This is a genomic window from Paraburkholderia sp. ZP32-5 (assembly GCF_021390495.1).
In the GTDB taxonomy this organism is placed as follows: domain Bacteria; phylum Pseudomonadota; class Gammaproteobacteria; order Burkholderiales; family Burkholderiaceae; genus Paraburkholderia.
Genome location: NZ_JAJEJP010000002.1, coordinates 1028269 through 1044705, shown reverse-complemented (window position 1 = coordinate 1044705; position 16437 = coordinate 1028269). Strand labels below are relative to the sequence as shown.

18 protein-coding genes are annotated in these 16437 nt (G+C 62.0%); 3 read left to right on the top strand and 15 right to left on the bottom strand.

Annotated features, from left to right (window positions below; all coding sequences use genetic code 11):
• Positions 1-6 precede the first annotated feature (6 nt).
• From rhaS to rhaM, 6 genes are all read right to left on the bottom strand, one after another.
• Positions 7-1017: a rhamnose ABC transporter substrate-binding protein gene (rhaS, locus tag L0U82_RS23415; protein WP_233834960.1), complete on the bottom strand. Its 1011-nt coding sequence runs from the start codon at positions 1015-1017 to the stop codon at positions 7-9.
• Positions 1018-1052: 35 nt separating this feature from the next.
• Positions 1053-2078: an ABC transporter permease gene (locus L0U82_RS23410; RefSeq protein ID WP_233834958.1), complete on the bottom strand. Its 1026-nt coding sequence runs from the start codon at positions 2076-2078 to the stop codon at positions 1053-1055.
• On the bottom strand, positions 2071-3141 hold the full coding sequence (locus L0U82_RS23405; protein WP_233834956.1) for an ABC transporter permease: 1071 nt from the start codon (positions 3139-3141) through the stop codon (positions 2071-2073). The genes L0U82_RS23410 and L0U82_RS23405 overlap by 8 nt, the downstream gene beginning before the upstream one ends.
• Entirely contained in the window at positions 3138-4667 is a 1530-nt protein-coding gene (locus L0U82_RS23400) for a sugar ABC transporter ATP-binding protein (RefSeq protein WP_233834954.1), read from the bottom strand. Before L0U82_RS23400 ends, L0U82_RS23405 begins: the two co-directional genes overlap by 4 nt.
• Before the next feature lie 84 nt (positions 4668-4751).
• Complete coding sequence (locus L0U82_RS23395) at positions 4752-5645, bottom strand: amidohydrolase family protein (protein ID WP_233834952.1); 894 nt, start codon at positions 5643-5645, stop codon at positions 4752-4754.
• A 114-nt stretch (positions 5646-5759) separates the two neighbouring features.
• Positions 5760-6095 (bottom strand): L-rhamnose mutarotase, encoded by a 336-nt coding sequence (gene rhaM, locus L0U82_RS23390; RefSeq protein ID WP_233834950.1) that lies wholly within the window; start codon positions 6093-6095, stop codon positions 5760-5762.
• A gap of 139 nt (positions 6096-6234) precedes the next feature.
• On the opposite strand from rhaM, the gene L0U82_RS23385 reads away from it, so the two are divergent.
• Positions 6235-7212, top strand: coding sequence for a LysR family transcriptional regulator (locus tag L0U82_RS23385; protein WP_233834948.1), 978 nt, complete (start codon positions 6235-6237; stop codon positions 7210-7212).
• Positions 7213-7231: 19 nt separating this feature from the next.
• Here the strand turns inward: L0U82_RS23385 and L0U82_RS23380 are convergent, their stop codons facing one another.
• From L0U82_RS23380 to L0U82_RS23355, 6 genes are all read right to left on the bottom strand, one after another.
• The gene (locus L0U82_RS23380; RefSeq protein WP_233834946.1) at positions 7232-8014 is read right to left on the bottom strand and encodes an SDR family NAD(P)-dependent oxidoreductase; all 783 of its coding nucleotides are present in this window, start codon (positions 8012-8014) and stop codon (positions 7232-7234) included.
• Positions 8015-8063: 49 nt separating this feature from the next.
• Entirely contained in the window at positions 8064-9242 is a 1179-nt protein-coding gene (gene rhmD / locus L0U82_RS23375) for an L-rhamnonate dehydratase (protein WP_233834944.1), read from the bottom strand.
• Between the two features lie 151 nt (positions 9243-9393).
• Complete coding sequence (locus L0U82_RS23370) at positions 9394-10146, bottom strand: SDR family NAD(P)-dependent oxidoreductase (protein ID WP_233834942.1); 753 nt, start codon at positions 10144-10146, stop codon at positions 9394-9396.
• A gap of 164 nt (positions 10147-10310) precedes the next feature.
• Positions 10311-10544 carry a DUF2964 family protein gene (locus L0U82_RS23365; protein ID WP_233834940.1) on the bottom strand — a complete coding sequence of 78 codons (234 nt, stop codon included), beginning with the start codon at positions 10542-10544 and terminating at the stop codon, positions 10311-10313.
• 55 nt (positions 10545-10599) lie between these two features.
• Positions 10600-11214, bottom strand: a complete 615-nt coding sequence (locus L0U82_RS23360) for a copper-binding protein (protein ID WP_233834938.1) — start codon at positions 11212-11214, stop codon at positions 10600-10602.
• Positions 11215-11826: 612 nt separating this feature from the next.
• Positions 11827-12357 (bottom strand): low affinity iron permease family protein, encoded by a 531-nt coding sequence (locus L0U82_RS23355; RefSeq protein ID WP_233834936.1) that lies wholly within the window; start codon positions 12355-12357, stop codon positions 11827-11829.
• Positions 12358-12718: 361 nt separating this feature from the next.
• On the opposite strand from L0U82_RS23355, the gene L0U82_RS23350 reads away from it, so the two are divergent.
• Positions 12719-13000 (top strand): hypothetical protein, encoded by a 282-nt coding sequence (locus L0U82_RS23350; RefSeq protein ID WP_233834934.1) that lies wholly within the window; start codon positions 12719-12721, stop codon positions 12998-13000.
• A gap of 181 nt (positions 13001-13181) precedes the next feature.
• Here L0U82_RS23350 and L0U82_RS23345 read toward each other — a convergent pair whose 3' ends face one another.
• On the bottom strand, positions 13182-13487 hold the full coding sequence (locus tag L0U82_RS23345) for a hypothetical protein (RefSeq protein WP_233834932.1): 306 nt from the start codon (positions 13485-13487) through the stop codon (positions 13182-13184).
• 801 nt (positions 13488-14288) lie between these two features.
• On the opposite strand from L0U82_RS23345, the gene L0U82_RS23340 reads away from it, so the two are divergent.
• Positions 14289-14615, top strand: a complete 327-nt coding sequence (locus tag L0U82_RS23340) for an H-NS histone family protein (protein WP_233834931.1) — start codon at positions 14289-14291, stop codon at positions 14613-14615.
• 13 nt (positions 14616-14628) lie between these two features.
• Here L0U82_RS23340 and L0U82_RS23335 read toward each other — a convergent pair whose 3' ends face one another.
• Both L0U82_RS23335 and L0U82_RS23330 read right to left on the bottom strand, forming a co-directional pair.
• Positions 14629-15150 carry an arsenate-mycothiol transferase ArsC gene (locus L0U82_RS23335; RefSeq protein WP_233834929.1) on the bottom strand — a complete coding sequence of 174 codons (522 nt, stop codon included), beginning with the start codon at positions 15148-15150 and terminating at the stop codon, positions 14629-14631.
• A 299-nt stretch (positions 15151-15449) separates the two neighbouring features.
• Positions 15450-16229, bottom strand: coding sequence for a J domain-containing protein (locus L0U82_RS23330; RefSeq protein ID WP_233834927.1), 780 nt, complete (start codon positions 16227-16229; stop codon positions 15450-15452).
• Between the last annotated feature and the right edge of the window lie 208 nt (positions 16230-16437).

Below are 16437 nucleotides of genomic sequence, written 5' to 3'. Positions count from 1 at the left end.
CCAGCGTCAGAAGTTGAATTTGTCGATATTGCTCGCATCGAACGTGGTCGGCGGTCCGAGAATGATTTCGCCTTGCGCGCCGATCGTGCGCGTGCCGAGCTTGCCGGCGTTGAACGTTTCGCCTTCCTTGCCGGTGATCTGCCCCGACGCGAGCGCGGCCGCCGCGTACGCGGCGAGATAGCCGAGCTGATTCGGATCCCACAACTGGAACGCCTGCACGGTGCCGTTCTTCACGAACGCGCGCATCTGATTCGGCGTGCCCAGACCTGTCACCGCGACTTTGCCCTTGCTCGACGACGTCGAGATATAGCGCGCCGCCGCCGCGATCCCGACTGTGGTCGGCGCAACGATCGCCTTCAGATTCGGATACGCCTGCAGCAGCCCCTGCGTTTCGACGAACGACTTCTGATCGTCATCGTTGCCATACGCGATCTTCACCAGCTTGATCTTCGAGTACTCGGGCTTCTTCAGTTCCTCCTGCATCCATTTGATCCAGGTGTTCTGGTTGGTCGCGTTCGGCGTCGCCGACAGAATCGCAAACTCGCCCTCGCCGCCCATCAGCTTCGACACCAGTTGCACCTGACCACGGCCGATGCCTTCGGCGTTCGCCTGGTTGACGAACAGTTGCCGGCCTTCAGGCGCAGTGTCCGAATCGAACGTCACGACCTTGATGCCCTGACCCATCGCTTTCTTCAGATACGGCACGACCGCATTCGCGTCGTTCGCGGCGATCACGATCGCGTCCTGGTGCTGCGTAATCAGCGTGTTGATATACGACACCTGCGACGATGCGCCCGCATCCGACGGCCCCACCGCCTTGCCCACGCCGCCGAATTCCTTGATCGCGGCAAGCCCGCCGTCGTCGGCGATCACTTCGTACGGGTTGTTGATCTGCTTCGGCACGAACGCGATCTTCAGCCCGCTCTTGAGGTCCGCGGCAAATGCGCCGCTGCAGCTGATCGCGAGCAACGCGGCACATAGCGCGGCGGCGCCGGTGTGACGTAGAGGTTTGAACATGAAGTGTCTCCTGCGTTGTTGTTGGACAGAGAATGTTATGAGGCAGACGAAGCCGCGGCGGACTTCGCGATAAAACGCCGGTCACGCGCCGCGCGCCAGCGCGCGACGAGGTTCGGTATCAGCACCGACGCGAGCAGCAGCACGCCGGTCACGATGGTTAGCGTTTCGCTCGATACATCGTCGAGCGTCAACGCGTTTTTCAGAACGCCGATGATCAGCAGCGACAGCAGCACGCCGATCATCGAGCCGCGTCCGCCGAAAATGCTGACGCCGCCGAACAGCACCGCCGCGATCACCGACAGCTCGAAGCCCTCGCCGTTATCGCCGCGCGCGCTGGTAAAGCGCAACGTATAGACGATGCCCGCGAGCGCACTGACGAAGCCCGACACGACGAACAGACGCAGCCGGATGTTCGCGACCTCGATGCCCGAGAACGCGGCCGCGGTCGGATTCGCGCCGATCGCATAGAGGCTGCGGCCGAACGCGGTGGCCTGCAACAGCACGGTGAACAGCACCGCCGCGACGATCACGATCACGAACGGCAACGGAATGAAACTCGCACCGAGCGTGTTCATGCCGAACGCCGTGTAGGCAGCCGGAAAATCCGCGACCGCCTGATCGCCGAGCAACACATACGCGAGGCCGCGAAACAGCGCAAGCGTACCGATCGTGACGGCCAGCGAAGGCAGGTTCAGCCTGACGATCACGAGCCCGTTCAGCAAGCCGGCCAATGCACCGGCGATCAGCACCAGCACGATCACGACCGGCATCGGCAAGCCCATATGCCACAGCACGCCCATTAACGCACTCGACGCGCCGAGCACCGATGCAACCGACAGATCGATTTCGGCGGCAACGATGATCAGCGTCATCGGCAGCGCCATCAGCGCGATCTCGGTCAGATCGGCGAGCACGTTGCTCAGATTCGCACCGGTCAGAAACACCGGCGATAACCAGCGCCCGAGGCCAAGCGACGCGATCAGCACGATCACCAGCAACGCTTCCCATTGCAGCGGCGTTTCGCGTTTGCGCGTGAGCAGCGCGGAATCGGGTTTAGCCATGATCGCGTTTCCTCATCATGCGTTTGGCGACGGAGCGGGCAAGCAAGGTATCGGCGGCGATCGCGGCGACGATCAGCGCGCCCTGGATCGCCTGCTCCCAGAACGGCGACACGTGCAGCACGACCAGCGCGATGCTGATCACGCCGAGCACCAGCGCGCCGAGCGTCGCGCCGAGGATCGTGCCGACACCGCCCGTGATCGCGACGCTGCCGACCACGGCCGCCGCGACCACCTGCAATTCGATGCCCTTCGCGGTGCTCGCATCGACGGTGCCGAAGCGCGCGAGCCACAACGCGCCAGCGAACCCGGCGATCGCACCGGACAACAGAAAGCCCGACATCACGCGACGTTCGACATTCACGCCCGCGAGCCGCGCGGCCTCCGGGTTCGAGCCGATCGCATAGTGTTCGCGGCCACCGCGAAACTGCTTCAGATACACCGAAAGACCCGCGAGCACGACGACCGCAATCAGCGCGAGCGTCGGAATGCCGAGCAGCGTGCCGGTGGCAAGCCGCGAATACGCATCGGGCAGACTGGTCGCGTTGATCTGGCCGCCATGCACCCAGGCGTAATCGGCGCCGCGAAAGATATATAGCGTGGACAGCGTCGCGACCAGCGAAGGCACGCGCCCTACCGCGACCAGCAGCGCATTGATGCCGCCCGCGACGAGCCCGATCGCCAGTCCCGCCGCCAGCGCGACGAGCACCGGCATATGGGGAAACGCGACATACAGACTGCCCACCGCATACGCGCTGATGCCAACTGTCGAGCCGACCGACAGATCGATATGCCGCATCAGGATCACGACCGTCATGCCGGCCGTCAGCAAGCCGATGATCGACACGTTCAGCAGCACGTCGCGCAGATTCTGCAGATTCAGGAACTGCGGTTTCGCGAGACCCGTGCCGACGATCAGCAGAATCAACACGACGAACAATGTGGTTTCGCGGCTCTTCGCGATGCTTGCGATGAAGCCGCCCGGTGCGTTGCCGGAGCGTTTCGCTTGCGACGGCTGCACCGGCGTGGAATGGGTCGGCGGATGAGTCGAAGAATGGCGCATCATGCGGCCCGTCCCAGCGAGGGCAGCGCCTGACCCAGCGCGGCGCCCATGATGCGCTCCTCGTTCGCATCGGCGCGCGCGATTTCCGCGCTGATGCGGCCTTCATGCATCACCAGCACGCGGTCGGCCATGCCGAGCACTTCGGGCAGTTCGCTCGAAATCATCAGCACCGCCATGCCGTCGCGCACGAGTTCGGCGAGCGCGCTATACACCTCCGCTTTCGCGCCGACGTCGATGCCGCGTGTCGGCTCGTCGATGATCAGCACCTTCGGGTTGGTCGCGAGCCACTTGCGGAGCACGACTTTCTGCTGATTGCCGCCTGACAGGGTACCGACCGGCGCATTCGGATCGCCGGCTTTCAGGCGCAGACGCGTGCCCCATTGATTCGCCAGCTGCGTTTCGCTGCGCGTCGATATCAGGCCATGCCTGACGAGGCGGCCGAGTACCGTCATCGACGCGTTGCGCGCGATGCTCAGTTCGAGCGCAAGCCCCTGTTGACGACGATCCTCCGGCACCAGCGCGAGCCCCGCGCGCACCGCCGCAGCAGGCTTGCCAGTCGCAAGACGCCGCCCGGCCAGCCACACTTCGCCGGCGTCGAGCGGATCGATACCGAAGATCGCCCGCGCGACTTCGCTGCGCCCCGCGCCGACGAGGCCCGCGAGCGCGACGATCTCGCCCGCGCGCACGTCGAACGATACGTCCTTGAACACGCCGATACGCGTCAAGCCGCGCACCGACAAACGCACGTCGCCCGGTGCGCAATCAGCCTTCGGATAGAACGTTTCGAGATCGCGGCCGACCATCTTCGCGACGATCGCGTCGGTAGTGAGATCGGCGGTCAACGCGTCGAACACTTTCGCGCCGTCGCGCATGATCGTCACGCGCTGCGTCAGTGCTAACACTTCGTCGAGGCGGTGTGTGATGAACAGGATCGCGACGTCGCGCTCACGCAGCTTGCGTACGATTGCGAACAGCCGCTCCACTTCGGGCAGCGACAGCGCGGCGGTCGGTTCATCCATGATCAGCACGCTCGCATTCAGCGACAACGCCTTGGCGATTTCGATCACCTGCTGATCGGCAATCGACAGGCCGCGCACCAGTTGGTCCGCGCGCAACTCGACACCGAGCGATGCGAGCAGGCCGTCCACTTCGCGATGCATCGCGTCGTACTGGATGCGGCCGAAACGATCGACCGGCTGCCTGCCCATAAAGATGTTTTCGGCGATCGACAGATCGAAGAACAGCGTCGGTTCCTGATAGATGACCGCGAGGCCGGCATCGCGCGCCTCGGCCGGCGTCGCGAAACGGCGCGACGAGCCGTCGACGAATAGCTCGCCAGCATCGGGTTGATGCACACCCGCGAGAATCTTGACGACAGTCGATTTGCCCGCGCCGTTCTCGCCGAGCAGCGCATGCACTTCGCCCGGCCATAGCACGAGGTCGCCGTCGGACAGCGCGCGCACGCGGCCGAATGATTTGCTCGCGTGCCGTAATTCGAGTCGCGGCGTCGCGGATGGGGATTGCTGCACTGCGTGTCTCCTTTTAGCGCTGACTCGATCCCATGCAAAGCGCTGGCTCTTTCTCGTACGACTGTCTCCGCATTCGCGGCAACGTCAGATGCGGTAGCAACGTTCCGCGTTACGGCGAAACAACGCTTCTTTTTCAGCATCGCTCGCATCGCCGACTATCGACGCATACGCACGCCACAAATCCGTATAAGACCCGAACAGGCGGTCGACCGGAAAGTTCGACGCGAACATCGCGCGCTCGACACCGAACGTATCGATCGTTTCGAGCACATAAGGCCGCAGACTTTCGACGCTCCAGCGATGATCGAACATCGCGAGGCCACTGATCTTCGCCACAACATTCGGGCAGCCCGCAAGCAACCGCATCCCGTCACGCCACGCGCGATAACCAGCAACGCTGCTGCGGTCGACGAACATACCCGCGTGATTGACGATAAAAAGCGTGTCCGCATGCGCGCGCGCGAGCGCGGCCGCGTCTTCCATCTGCGACGGATACAGTTGCAGGTCGAACGAAAGGTTATACCGACGCAGCAGCGCAAAGTGCTCGCGCCACTGCGATTCGCGCATGAAATGCCGGCCGACGTAATCGAACAGCTTGTTGTCGTGCACATTGAGAATCTGCCGGATGCCGCGCGTATTCGCGAACGATGCATGCGCTTCGAGCAGCGCGGGCGCGTTCGGCGCAGACAGATCGACCGCGGCGACGATCGCATTCGGCATGCCGCGCGAGCCGTCGCGATCGGCAATCCCCTGCAGCCAGCGCGTTTCCTCGACCGGATCGGCGGGATCGTGATTCGCTTCGACATGCACGAGCTTCAGCACCTCGATCTCACCCGCGTCGGCAAGCAGATCGTCGAGCAGGTAGTCATGCTTCAGATCGCGCGCATCGCCGACGAACGACACGCCAGGGTTTTCCAGCCACGGATAGCGATGTGTTTTCAGATCCCACAGATGGATATGCGAATCGACAACCTGCATGCGGCACCTTCGTCGGGTGAAAAGCGTTTCGAGGTTCGTTCGTTGTTGCGGCGTTCAACAGATTGCTTTTTGGTGGCTTTCAGCAAGCCGGCGGTAAGCCATTTAATCGAGCCATCAACCGAGTGAACTCCTGAATGAGCTCAAATGAAAGACCGGTTCGAGCGTTTGCTGAAGCGGTGTATGGTCCGGCGCGGTGTGCATGATGTCGGCCATGTAATCCCACCATTTGCGCATCACATCGAGTTGCGGCAACTGGTCCATCGTATGGTCGCTGTTGCGCGCGAGCACCGCGAAAAGATAGTTGGTGTCCGGGTCGAAGAAAATCCGGTAATCGCGCACGCCGGCATTGTGCAACGCGTCAACGAGTTCTGGCCAGATCTCCGTATGACGCCGTTCGTATTCCTCGCGCATACCAGGATTGAGCACCATCCGGAAAGCGATTGTCTCCATTGCGGCCTGTCTCCAGATGGTTAGAGTGATGTTCGCGCCTTGTCGGAGAAGCGTCTGGAATGACTATAATTCCTGCATCGATAGCCTTTCAATCCGTTGTTGGGATTGGGCGATACACAAACCGGATCGCACGAGCACCATGAGCCAACATTCAGCCGCCGTCGCACTCGTCAACAGGCTCAAGTTCAAGCACCTCGCGCTGCTCGTCGCACTCGACGACACCCGCAATCTTCATCAGGCCGCCGAGGCCGTCAACGTCGCACAGCCGAGCGCGAGCCGCATGCTCGGCGATATCGAAGAAGCGTTCGGCTTTCTGCTGTTCGAGCGCAACGCGCGCGGCATGACGCCGACACCGCTTGGCGTCGTGACGCTCGCTTACGCGCGGCGCGCGCTCGCCGAGCTGACGCGCTTTGCCGACGACCTCGAAGTCAAACGCCGCGGCGGCCATGGTCAGTTGACCGTCGGCGCGATCATGGGCGCCGCGCCCGATCTGCTGGCGATGTCCGTCGCCGCGCTGAAGACCGAAAGCCCGCTGCTGAACGTGCGCATTCTCGGCGAGACCAGCGATCAGGTCGTGCAATTGCTGCACCGCCGTGAAGTGGACCTCGCGCTTGGGCGTCTGACCAATCCTCTGCAGCACAACGATTTCGATTTCGAGCCGCTTGCGCGCGAAACGCTGCTGCTCGTCGTGCGCGCGGTGCATCCGCTCGTCGCGCGCCCGCGCATCACGCTGCGCGAACTGGTCGACTGGCCGTGGGTCGCGCAACCGGTGACCAGTCCGGCGCGCGTGCTGTTCGAGGAAGAACTTGCGCGCGCGGGACTCGCGACGCCGGTCAATCTGACTGAATGCGCGTCGATCTTCGCCACACTGCAATTGCTCGAGAATTACGACGCGATTGCGATGCTGCCGGAATCTGTCGTGCGCGACTATGTGCGTGGCGGGCTGCTCGTCGCGTTGCCGCTCGAAATCGGCAAGAGCCTCGCCGGCTTCGGCATTCTGACGCGCAAGCAGGAACCGCTCGCCGCCCCGGCGCTGCGTTTGATCGAACTGCTGCGCGGTTTCTCGCGCAATCTCGCGCGCGACGACATCGTCGATACACCCGCGACGATCAGTTGACAGCGTCATCGCTCGGCGCTCATTGCAGGTTCACGAACAGGCCACCGTCCACCAGCAACGCGGCGCCCGTCACATAGCGCGCGCGATCCGACGCGAGAAACACCACGCAATCGGCGACGTCATCCGGGCGGCCCAGGCGGCCAAGCGGAATGCGCTTTTCGAAGTAGGCTTTCTTCGTTTCGTCGGCGAGGTCTTCGGCATTCAGATCCGTCGCGATCGTGCCCGGCATCACCGAATTGCAACGGATGCCGAACGGTCCCAACGCGATCGCGCACGACTGCATCAGCGAATGCACGCCGGCCTTGGTCGGCGTGTAATGCGTCTGCATCGCGCCGCCGACCAGCGCACTGATGGAACTCGTCGCGACGATCGCGCCGCCGCTGCCCTGCTTTTTCATCTGCTGCGCGGCAGCCTGCGTCACGAAGAACGCGCCATTCAGATTGACCGCGACCGTCGCTTCGAGCACGTCCGGCGGCACGTCGAGAAATGCATGGAACGGGCAGATGCCGGCATTGCTCGCGAGCACGTCGACCTTGCCGAAAGCATCGACGGTACGGCGCACCAGTTCCTGACCGGTCTCGCGCGCGGCGACGTTGCCCTCCACCGCGATCACGCGCCGTCCCAATGGCTCGATTTCGCCGACGACTTCCGCGACCGCGGAGCGGCGTCCATAGGATGCGTCGTTATCGCCCCAATAGTTGATCGCCACGTCCGCGCCTTCGCGAGCACACGCCACCGCAATCGCGCGGCCAATCCCGCGCGAACCGCCGGTGACGATCACGACTTTGTCCTTGAGCAGCACCTGATTCTCCTTCGGCGGGTTCAGCGCGCGCTGCAGGCGCGCGACGTGTTCAATGCTGATAGGGCCGCGTCAACGCGCATTCGGGATTGAGCCGCACGCCGAAGCCCGGCGTGTCCGGCACTTTCATCCGGCCGTTGACGGGCACCGGCTCGTCCAGCAGCAATGGGTTGAACATCGGCACGACCTGATCGGCGCCAGGCGCCATCATCAGGAACTCCGAGAACGGCGAGTTGTGACGCGTGACGACGAAGTGATAGCTATACACCGACGACCCATGCGGCACCACCATCACATTGTGCGCATCGGCGAGCGCGGAAATCTTGATCAGCTCGGTGATGCCGCCGCACCAGCCGACGTCGGGTTGAATCAGATCGCAGCACTGCATTTCGAGCAGCATTCTGAAACCCCAGCGCGTCGCCTCGTGTTCGCCGGTGGACACCATCATGCCGCGCGGCACGTTGCGGCGCAGTTCGGCGTAACCCCAGTAATCGTCGGGCGGCAGACACTCTTCGAGCCATTTGAGGCCATACTCGTGCGCGCCTTGCGCGAGCCGCGTCGCGTAAGGTACGTCGAGGCTCATCCAGCAGTCGTACATCAGCCAGAAGTCGTCGCCGACACGGTTGCGCATGTCGGCGAGCTTGTCGAGGTTCTGCCGCAAGCCGGCATCGCCCTCGGCGGGACCGTGCTGCAATGGCAGCTTGCCGCCGATAAAGCCCATTTTCTTCGCGAGATCGGGCCGTGCGCCGGTTGCGTAGAACTCCAGTTCATCGCGCACCGGGCCACCCAATAACTGGTACACCGGCTCTTTACGCACTTTCGCGAGCAGATCCCACAGTGCGAGATCGACACCGGAAATCGTATTGAGCACGATGCCTTTGCGCCCGTAGTACAGCGTCGCGAAGTACATCTGATCCCACATCTTCTCGATGTCGGTCACCAGTTGCCCTTCGAGAAAGCGCGCGAGATGCTTCTCGACGATAAACGCGCCGATCTCGCCGCCGGTCGTCACCGCGAAGCCGACCGTGCCGTCGCTCGCTTCGATCTCGACGACCAGCGTGCCGAGCACGTTGATGCCGAACGACTGACGGCTCTGGCGATACTCGGGATAACGCGCCATCGGTGTTGCGATGTGATCGTCGATCCAATGACCGCCGGCCTGATCGTGATAGTCGGCGCCGCCGCCGCGGACGATGAAGGCACGCACGTGCCGAATGGTAGGCATGGCCATGAAGGGGCTCCGTGAGGAATGCGCGAGGAAATATCGAAGCAATGCGATTGAAGCAATGCGATCGAAGCAATTCGGTCGAGGCAATTCGACCCGCTGCTATCGCCGCGCGTGTGACATGTGTGGCGTGTTTGCAGCGAGTTTGCAACCACGCTCAATAGGTCGCGCGGCCGCCGGACAGATCGAACACCGAACCGGTGCTGAACGCGCAGTCTTCCGAAGACAGCCACAGAATCAGCGACGCCGCTTCCTCGGGAAGCAGAAAGCGATTCATCGGAATCTTCGCCAGCATGTAGTCGATATGCTGCTGCGACATCGAATCGAAGATCTCGGTTTTAGCCGCCGCCGGCGTGACCGCATTGACGAGAATGTTCTTCGTCGCCAGTTCCTTGCCGAGCGATTTGGTCAGGCCGATCAAGCCCGCTTTCGATGCGCTGTAGTGCGAGGCATTGGGATTGCCCTCCTTGCCCGCCACCGACGCGATATTGACGATGCGGCCATAGCCCTGCTTGAGCATCTGCGGCACGATCGCGCGGCAGGTCAGATAAGGGCCGATCAGGTTCACGTCGATCACACGGCGCCACACGTCGGGCTCGAGTTCCCACGTCGTGCCGTTGCCGCCGGTAATGCCCGCGCAATTGATCAGCACGTCGATCGAGCCATGCGCGGCGACGGTTTGCGCGGTGGCGTTCGCCACCGCGGCCTCGTCGGTCAGTTCGACCGTCATCGCGCTGACCTTGCCGAGTTCGCCCAGCTCGCGCTGGCTGCGCGCGAGGCGTTCGCCGTCTACATCCCACAACGCCACCGACGCGCCCGAGCGCAACGCGCGCTCTGCAACCGCGTAGCCGATGCCGCGCGCGCCGCCGGTGATGACGACCGCGCGCCCCTCCAGATCGATCCGATTCATTGCCATGCTCCTGTGGGCGGCCGTTGCGGCGCGCCGTCGAGTTGTTGTATCGCTGCTGTCCGTGCTGACGGTTCAGTCAATATACGGGCGCGGCGATGCGCCAACAATTCGAGTATCGGAGGGGGTGATAGCAAAAGTGGATCGGGGGACGATGAAGTACACCGTCAATCGTCGGCCGCAACAAAAAGCATCGACACATAAAGAATGGTCGACACGACGATGATGCCGACGCCGACCAGCACCTTGGTCCGGTCGAAATACAAACCGCCGTTGATCACCACGCCGATTCCGGCGACCGCGGACAACGTGCCGAACGCGGCCAGACCGACGTGGATCTTGCTGCGAATAAGTTTCCTGCGCTCCGATTCGGCAGTGGATTCCGATTCCTTCTGTTCCATGTGCTGCTCCTTCGCGCGCGACGCGGTCAACCGGCACCGCGTTCCACGATACGCTTTATTTGACCTCGGCACCGCCTCGCTCGACGGATGCCGCGACTGCGGAAACGAACACGGCATGCACCGAATCGCCGACCTTCAGTTTCTCCAGCGGGATGTCCGGCGACACATCGAGCGTTTCCGTGCGCGTCGCACCGCGCAGCGTGATCGTGCGATTCTTCCGGTCGATCTTGCGTACCGTCGCCACCACCTCGACGCGCCGTGCCGACGCAACGACACCATTGGCCGCCGGCTGCGTGACCTCCGTATCGATGCGTTGGCGGATGCCGTTCGGCGCGAGCTTGTCGACACCGACCAGCATCGCTTTCTTGTACGCGATGTTCACGATATCGCCGATATGCAGCTTGCTCACGTCCGCGGCTTGCGGGTTCACGTCGAAGGTATCCTCGCCGCCCTGCGGACCGCGCAGCGTCACGCTATTGGTCGCGGGATCGATCGCGACGACGCGCGCCTGTACGTGCAGCAGCGCAACCGCGCCAATCGCCTGCGGTGCAGAGGCCGGCGCGTCGCTCTGCTGCGCGAGCGCGGGGGCCGCCACCGCGACGAAAACCGCCAGCGCCATCGTGACGGCCTTCACCCGTACGCATCCCGAACCCGATGTATAGCAAGCCATGACATTCTCCTTTTGATTGCACGGTTGGACAGGCAATGAGTACATATGGCGTGCGACGCTCGCTCCCTGAAAAACCCAGGCTAGCGAAAACAATTGCACGAAAAACGACAAGCGCCACCATTAACAAAACAATGGACACTTAATTGCTTTTATCGGACCGCCCGTGCTTTTCGGACAAACAACGAATACCAACGCGATTGCTGTCCGACGTGCTCGATAGTCGCGATAAAAAATCGTGAAAAGCACCTGTTCTGCCTGCTGCAATGGCTGAACGGATCTGCTGGGTTCGTGGCTTTGCGGGAGTGGCGGCGCGCAATGCCTGCATCGCTTTGCGCCCCTACGCCCGCGTGTTAGCGGACTGGTGGATGACTAGCCATAACTTATTCCTCGCAGGGATACGGAGTACCGCACGGCCCGCGTGAGGCAGGCCCGGATCGACGACGTTATGACTATTTCGGATTGTCTCGGGGATGCTAGCAAACGCGTAAAGGAATGGCAAGGCAAGCCACAATGAGTTGTAATTCGCGAATTATTGAACTCCGCCGCGCCAAATCATTATCGCGGTTTCGCAATTCGCTTTATGTGAAAAGCCGCTGTGAAGCAAAGCCATAATTATGCGTCGGTGGGTCCGCGAGGCTTCGGTGTGTTCTGCACCGACGGCGTGACGTCGATGCGCTCTTCGTCGTTACCCGCGCTGGCCGCTTTTGCCGCGAGCCGCAAATAAGCGGCGGCGAGACGGCGAAGATCGTCTTCGGACGCGTCCTCGATACCGATCAACTCATTGTTCGCATGACGATGCGAAGCCAGCAGTTCATTGAGCTTCAGGTGCACGGCGACACTGTCCTTGTTCTGGCTCTGCTGGATCAGAAAAACCATCAGAAACGTGATGATCGTCGTGCTCGTATTGATGACCAGCTGCCAGCCATCGGAGAAGTGAAACAGCGGCCCGCTGACGGCCCACACGACGATCGTGATCGCCGCGATGCCGAACGCGACCGGCGAACCGGCCAGCCGCGTCACCGTGCTCGCGAAGGCATCGAATGCGCGCGAGACGGGATGCCTGACCGCAAAGGCCGGACTCGACGTGTCCGGCACCGTATCGAGGCGATCCGAAGATGAACCCTGTGCTGCGTTTTCGCGCATGGCTGCCTCCATGGGGCGCTGCTTTTGCAGGGCGAGCAGCATATCGCGTGCCGATGCGCGCACGGGAGCACGAGCGCAGCACAACGGACACAGAACAATCGATGAGTAAAAACCCGTAATGGTTGACACCGTGCCGCGTAATGCAATGCGCACACACGATACAAAAAACTGTAGTGAATCGCTGCAATACTTCGAATAACGCTTTATTTGCCGGCGCAATTGCCGTTAAGCATGCGAAGAAATCGACGGCGAGGCGACCCGCTTCAGGACGCTCAAACGCAGGGCAAGCGGCAGGTACAGCACTTGCTGAAGCTCGCGTCGCCGTCTGAGCAACCCATACGCTATTCAAGGAAAAGTATTCATGGTCACCACCCGCCCCTGCACCGCCGCCTGCGTGATCGACGGCAAGCTCGTCACGCTGACGTTCTATCCGGACAACGGCGTATTGCGTATCGCCGATCCGTCGGGCACGTGCATCAAGGAAACGCGCTGGCACGCGTCATGGCGCGCCTTGCTCGACGAATTCCGCGATTACCACGAAGAAACGACGGAGACGAATGACACCGCGCGCGGTGTCGACGATATCGTCGCGCGTTTGAGCGAGCGCCCAGCGCCGGCGATGCGGGACATGGCACTTGCGTGACAGACGGCGCGGCGCGCGCTGATGGGTCGCTATTGATAGGTCATGACCGGCATGCCGGCGCCTGCCGTGTCGTTTCCAACGGCGCGTTGCACCGGCAGACCCCGCTTTCCGTTCACGAGCCGGTCGATGAGGACACGTTGATCCTCATCGACCGCTGATCGACTATTCATTCATCGATCGCCTACTGACCGAAATAAATCCGGCAGTCGGATCCCGCACTGCATGATTGCCCGCGCTTGCCGCCCGCTTCCGACTGGCCCGTCGCCACGCCGCCATACGACGCGTCCTGTACGCCCTGGCGCGGCTGCCAGCTTTGGCCGAACGACATGTCGGTCGTCGCCTGCGCCGATTCGTTGGCGTTCTGCTGCATCACTGCCCGGCCCGACATAGCGGGCTCCGGCTGACTGCCCGGCTGCTCGGCGGTGGCCGTTCTCGGCGCGAGAAACAGAACGGCGCTTGCGGCGATCGTCAATATACGTATTCTCATTTCCGGACTCCTGGAATCCGACGCAGCAGTTTTCGTCCTCCAGAAGGATTGCTCCACGAACAGCCAATCTGCCCAAGCGGGCTGAGGAACGGGTCGATGCCAATGCGCCACTGCCGCGACGGGTCATCGAACTAAATAGATGAAGAATTGCCTCGCTTGTCGCCGATCCGCGACACGCTTTCGCGCGTCATCGAAAACGGTGGCCACAAGCCGGCAGTCGATCTGCGTTGCGCAGTTTTTCGTAATTCTTTTATAGTTCGCGAAGCGGGGAATTCAATCCGGGGGTTCCGCGGGTGTGGTCAAACGTCCACACGGTTGGATAAACCACATTTGCCGGCAAAATCAGTGTGGACAAAGCGTGCTTTGTCCGCGCATTGCGTTATGATGTCGTTATAAAGCACAAAAAGCGGCGCCCGCGCATCGGTGAAGTCCGATGAAAGACGGACAAGCGTGGGAGTAACTCCAGCTATTCGCAATCCATGCATCGAGACAAGGAATTTTCCTCGCGGACATCAGGCTTACCGGCCTCGTTTGCCGCGCCGCTACATGCTGAAATATTTGCTGATTGAGACATCCAGTTGATGGTCGATTTTTCACGCGGCCGCTTTTGGTGCAGGCCGCTTTGGCATAGAGCGCGTTGCAATTCAGGGAGCAACGTTTTTTAACGCGGCTCGTGGCTTTTCCTTCAATCGACAACCCCTCGCGGGCCGGCCCCATCCTGTTTGGGCTCGATGCTTCGCAACTATTGCTTGCAGTCTGTAATTGACAAAACGCTGGACGTTTTAGAAGGACGAATATCTTATGGACGAAAGGAAGCGAGATAGCATGATTGCGTATCTCCGCCATCGTATGGACGAGTTTGGTATCAAACCAGAAGACCTCGCCGCCGCGCTCGCGTCCGAGTCGATGGCGAAAAAGGCTGAGCGCTATCGCAGTGCGACCGGGGACAGTTGGGACGGCAAAGGCGAAATGCCTCAATGGCTTAAGCAGGCCATTAGCGCGGGGCAGACAATCGAGCACTTCGAATTGTCGGAAAAGACCGCGCCGCCCCCCCAACCGAAAAAGCAGGTGGACTGGTCGAACGACCCGTTCGCCGGAACGCCGCTCGCTCGTCAGACTAGCCGCTAAACTCGGCCCCGCTTTACGATGCGGGCGAAACCACGCTGGCGCCGAAATGAGTCGCGCCGCCGCGCACCGGCTTTGTGCCGCTCGTGGCGTTCGCCGCGTATTGCGGCAATTCGATAAACGCGCTGACCTGCCGCACGATCTGCCAGAAAGTCTTGTCGAAAAGACGCGCCTGTTCGTCATCGCGCGCGTTACCCACGAGCGGATCCGCAATCATCCAGTCGAGAAATAACGGTTCGCCCGGAAATGCCGGCGCATGATGCCCACCCACGGACTCATCGAGCGCGATGACGATGTCCATGTGCGGCGCCCATTCACCGGTAAATTCGAGCCAGCTTTTCGGGCTCAGCATCGCGCGGCCTGAAATGCCGGGCTGCAATTGCGCGGCGGCCAGCGGATGAATTCGCGCGGATGGCTCCGGACCCGCACTGAACGCGTCAAAACGGTGTCCCGCCAGTTCATGCAGCAACGCTTCGGCCATGATGCTGCGAATCGAATTGTCCCGGCAAAGAAACAGCACCTTATATTTTCTGGTCAACGCTTTCCCCGTACCTTGTTTTTATTGGCTTCTGGATCGCATTTTGCCGCGCCAGTCTTGCGCTCCCGTGACACGACGGCGTCACCATTTTTTGCGCCACGGGAGTTCGCGCCAGGAATCTCGATTCACGGGCACGAAGCATAGCGCATGATGGCCGAAGTGCAGTGTAACAGCGTGAAAGACGTCTTACGTTACCCTGTCAATATTCATAAGTGCAGACTGGTGGCTCGTTGGCCGCTGGGGCGTGTAAGCGTAAGCCAGTCGATCGTCTGGCGAGCGGACAGGTACGTGACGAGCCGTCAGAACTTCAGGCTGTTCAGAAACTGGAACCAGAGATTGCCGAGCGCACTCGCCGGGTTTCCATCGCCGGCGGGTTCATCGCGCTTCGCATGGTTCGCGCGTGCGGATTGCGGCGCGTCGTGATGGGTGGTTTGCCGCGGGTTCCCCGAAGCGGAGCCCGCTTTGGCGGCCGCATCAGCTGAACCAGCCCGACCGGCTCTCGATCCGGTCGCTGCGTGCGCGGCCGGCTCCGCCTTCGCGCCCTTCGCATTCTTCGCGCCGCTCTTGCCGGCGTTCCTCGCCGGCTTGCTCGCGTCCTGCGCCTTGCGCGCAAGCTCGGCTTCTTCGCGGCGCGCCGCTTGCAACGCCGCGACGCTGTCCGCAATCTGCGCCGCGCGGCGCGGTTCGCATTGCCGTCCGAGCAGCACGCCGAACAGCACGTCGCGATTGTGGCCCTGGTCGGCGAAGCGGATCGCGATCGACACCATCTCCGCATACGCCGCTTCGTCGGCCGCGCGCGCCCCTGCCTCGCGCTTTGCCTGGGTCCGCTGCCGGCGCGCGCGCTGCGCCTCCCAGTCGCGCATCTGCTCGGTGTACACCTTGTCGTAGACCTTGCGCTGTTCGGCGTCGGAGAGGATCGCGTAAGCGTCCTTGATTTCCTGAAACTTCGCGCGCGCGATGTCTTCGGTGCCGTGATTGCGGTCCGGATGCCATTTCATCGCGGCTTTCCGGTAAGCCCGCTTGATTTCTTCATCGGTGGCGTGCACGGGCACGCCGAGCATGTCATACAGGGTTGCCATTGTCTGCTCGATCTCGCCGGGAATCCAGGCGGGCATCGTAGCATGCGAGACGCGGCGCAATTGTGATGCGACGCTGGCTGATGCGGGCACGCACCGCTAGACGCAACGACATGGCAACGACATCGCGGCGACACCACGGCGGCAAACAGCAGCGCCTTCGCAAGCCCCCAAACGATCGACGAAAAAAAGGCCTCGTCACTAACGCAAC